4 protein-coding genes are annotated in these 3,235 nt (G+C 68.8%); 2 read left to right on the top strand and 2 right to left on the bottom strand.

Annotation, left to right across the window (positions count from 1 at the left end):
- Positions 1 to 344 precede the first annotated feature (344 nt).
- Positions 345 to 890, top strand: coding sequence for a hypothetical protein (locus AQJ66_RS32530; RefSeq protein ID WP_244163002.1), 546 nt, complete (start codon positions 345 to 347; stop codon positions 888 to 890).
- Between the two features lie 19 nt (positions 891 to 909).
- On the opposite strand, the gene AQJ66_RS32525 is transcribed toward AQJ66_RS32530, so the two are convergent.
- Positions 910 to 1,512 carry an SMI1/KNR4 family protein gene (locus AQJ66_RS32525; RefSeq protein WP_244163001.1) on the bottom strand — a complete coding sequence of 201 codons (603 nt, stop codon included), beginning with the start codon at positions 1,510 to 1,512 and terminating at the stop codon, positions 910 to 912.
- A 63-nt stretch (positions 1,513 to 1,575) separates the two neighbouring features.
- A complete protein-coding gene (locus tag AQJ66_RS37950; protein WP_079060554.1) occupies positions 1,576 to 2,244 on the bottom strand; it encodes an IS5 family transposase in 669 nt (222 codons plus the stop codon).
- A gap of 41 nt (positions 2,245 to 2,285) precedes the next feature.
- On the opposite strand from AQJ66_RS37950, the gene AQJ66_RS39140 reads away from it, so the two are divergent.
- Positions 2,286 to 2,750 carry a hypothetical protein gene (locus tag AQJ66_RS39140; RefSeq protein ID WP_061929110.1) on the top strand — a complete coding sequence of 155 codons (465 nt, stop codon included), beginning with the start codon at positions 2,286 to 2,288 and terminating at the stop codon, positions 2,748 to 2,750.
- Positions 2,751 to 3,235: the final 485 nt, after the last annotated feature.

The raw sequence follows: 3,235 nt of genomic DNA, 5'->3' as shown, positions 1-3,235 counted from the left end.
GGGGGCCTGGGGTTCGGCGAGTGCCTCGACGACGCGGGCGTCGTGCGCCCGGAGCGCCTCCAGAAGCTTCGCCAGCCCGCGAGGTTGCCAGTGATGACGCCGACCTCTCGTCGGTCATCGCGCCGTCCGGGCCGGCGGTGACGTTTGTAGCACGAGACACCGCTCCCAACGCGCTCGCCCCATCTCCAGGTCGTCCGCCCTGGGGCGGCGCGGCGTCCATCTACCGGCTACAAACCTGCCGTTGGGCATCCCCGAGCAGATGTGCTCCACGGCAAAGGTGGGTAGAGCTTGCTAGCCATGGAGCGACGCGCATGCGGCATCAGAGAACCGACCGGGGAGGAACTGTGGCGCTCAGCGATCAACTGCCCGCTCTGATAGGCGTCGTGGTCGGTTCGCTCGGCTCGTACGCCGTGCAGAGCCTGACCGAGCATCGGCAGTGGAGGCGGCAACGGGAGGAGCGGTGGGACGAGAAACGCTTCGAGACGTACGGCCGATATGCCAACGCCCTCAAGGCGCAGCTTCGTGTCGCCCAACGCATTGGTGCAAGTCTCGGATTCGCGGACGTGGCCGATCCGTTGCAGCCGGCCGACGGTCTACCGCTGCTGGCCGATGCGGAGTCCCGCCGTGCGACGGAATGGGAGTCTGTCCTGCTCGTCGGAGACGCGGCAACGATCGGGGCGGCGCGGCGCTGGCACGAGACGATCTGGACTATTGAGCTGCTCGTACGGGAGGGCCCAGTCGACACCGCCAAGTGGACCAAGGCCCACCGGCTGGCGAGCGCGGCGCGTGATGCTTTCTACGCGAGCGCGCGGCGTGACCTCGGCATAGCGGGAGATCCGCCGCCATCCGGTGAGTGGCCACGGCAATGGCGGGCCGAACTATCCGGATAAGCGCCAGGTCAGCCCTTCCTCATCGGTCAGGCATCGATGGCGCACGATCCGCGTTAACGGCGGCTAACACAATGAAGTGCTGAGGACGTAGCGACAGGCATCCCGGCTCGCCGTTGGCGACGAACCGTTTCAGGGATCGCTCCAGCAGCTCGAGAAAGTGCCTCAGGTCGTCGGCCACCTGGTCGAACTCGGGTTCGTCCAGCGACGCCGTTCGCGTCCGGTAGATCACTCCGCCAGGGCTAGCGACGTAGGACAGGCCGCCGCCGTTCGAGCCGATGACCAGGCCACCGGCCTTCTTGTCCGCGTCTACATCGACAGCGCCGTACTGCTTGAACCGTAGAAGGACATCACCCGCCGGGTCGACGAAGTAGCCGTTGCCGACGTCCGCCCAGGTGACGTCGCCGATGTTGTCGTAGAAGGTGACCAGGTCGCCAGGGCCGATGCCGGCCTGGGCAAGCGTGCGCGCCGCGGCCTGGTCGGCGCGGTCGGCCAGCCGGACCCTATTGGCTCCGAGGGGAAAGCCGTGCCGGCGCTCGAACTCGTCTGTCATTGCCTTCAGGGCCTCCGAGACCCTGCTCGCCCACGAGGCCAGCCAGGTGGGCGAAAGCGAACGGTCACTCATAAGGCCGGATCATGGCACGGGCCGCAGACATCGACGGTGCGCCCGGCAACCCTGCCTCGAGGTTCAGCGCAATGCCCTGAGCTGTCGGTGGGTGATGAGGCAGCAGGCGAGTTTGAGGAGAGCTTCGTGCATGTCGGCCCTGCGTTCCCAAGGGATGCGCAGGCGCCGGAAGCCGTGCAACCAGGCAAACGTCCTCTCGACCACCCAGCGGTAGGTGCCCAGGCCAGTACCATGCCGTGTTCCTCGCCGGGCGATCGCCGGGACGATGCCACGAGCTCGGACCTGATCACGGTAGACGCCATGGTCATAGCAGCGGTCCGCGAACAGCGAGTCGGGCTTGCGGCGCGGCCGTCCGACGCGGCCACGGACGGGCGGGACCGCGTCGATCAGGGGCAGGAGCTGGGTGACGTCGTTGCGGTTGCCGCCGGTCAACAGGACCGCGAGCAGACTGCCATAGCCGTCGGTGATGAGAGCCAGCCCGTCCACGGTCGACCGGCGACGGGCCCGTCTGGCTCCCCCTTTTAGCGCCCTGACGTGCGAGGAATCGACCACCCAGCGGGACCAGTCCAGCCGGGAGGCCGCGTATAGCTCGGCCAGCAGGACCTCATGCAAGCGTTGCCAGACACCGGCCTCGTTCCAGTCCCGCAACCTTTGCTGGCGCAGTGGGACCACCCGCGGACTCGTTCTGGACACGGCAATCCGCCGGGCGCGAGCCTCACCCATGCCCGCCATGGCACGATGTCCCTCAGGCCGCACCGTCCATGGGGGGACACATGCGCACCCGCGCCACCGTCACGCTCGCCACCACCTGCCTGCTGGCGCTCGCCGGCTGCTCCTCGTCGTCCAGCGACGACGACGCCAAGCCGAGCACTCCGGTCACCACTGCCAGCAGCCAGGCCGCCGAGCCCACCACCACCGCCCCCGCGGCCGGCGACGCGGTCGAGCTGGAGCGCGTCGCCAGCACGTACACGGACCTGTACTTCGCAGGGGTAGGGAAGAGCGCGTATGCCTTCCTGTCGAAACGCTGCCGCGCCAAGGCGGACCCGACCATGTACGCGGCCACCGTGAAGCAGGCCGCGAAAGACTACGGGCCCGACCACCCGGCGACGGACGTGCACGCCACTGTCTCCGGGGACATGGGCCGCGTCTCGTACAAGGTGAAGGGCCTGCCCAAATTCGACCAGACTCAGCAACCGTGGACGTGGCAGGGCGGCGCCTGGAAGTACGACGCCTGCTGACACGGACGCCCGAGCCGCGAGAGACCGAGCCATGAGCTGTCACATCCCACTGCGACACTGAGACCCCGCCCCACCACCGCCCCGTGGTGGGTCGACTCGATGCCAGACCCCTCCGCCACGATGCCCTCGTGAACTGCGTGATCTACGGCAGCCCCGACGCGCGCGCCTGAGGCTCGTACGGTCCGTCGCCCGCCTGCGCACCCTGCCACGGCCAGGTGGTGGCCAAGCAGCGTGCGTCCTGCGCGGCATTCCGACCTGCCTACCGCTCCGGAACGTGTGTGGAGCTGGAACGCGGCCGCCGCCGACGAGGCGGTCGAGGCGATGGAGACCACCGCGCTCGCCCTGCGCGGCGCGCACCGGCCGCCGCCACGGCGATGAACACGGTCGCCCAGGTCCTGGCCCGGCTCCGCCGCGATACCGCCGCCGCCAAGGGGCAGCTGTACCGGTGGTGAGTTGTGCGCCGGGTGATGCGGCGTGTGCTCTTA

Origin of the sequence: Streptomyces bungoensis (assembly GCF_001514215.1) — a bacterium.
Classification (GTDB): Bacteria; Actinomycetota; Actinomycetes; order Streptomycetales; family Streptomycetaceae; genus Streptomyces; species Streptomyces bungoensis.
The sequence above is the reverse complement of the archived record's forward strand: the minus strand, read 5'-3'. Positions and strand labels throughout refer to the sequence as shown.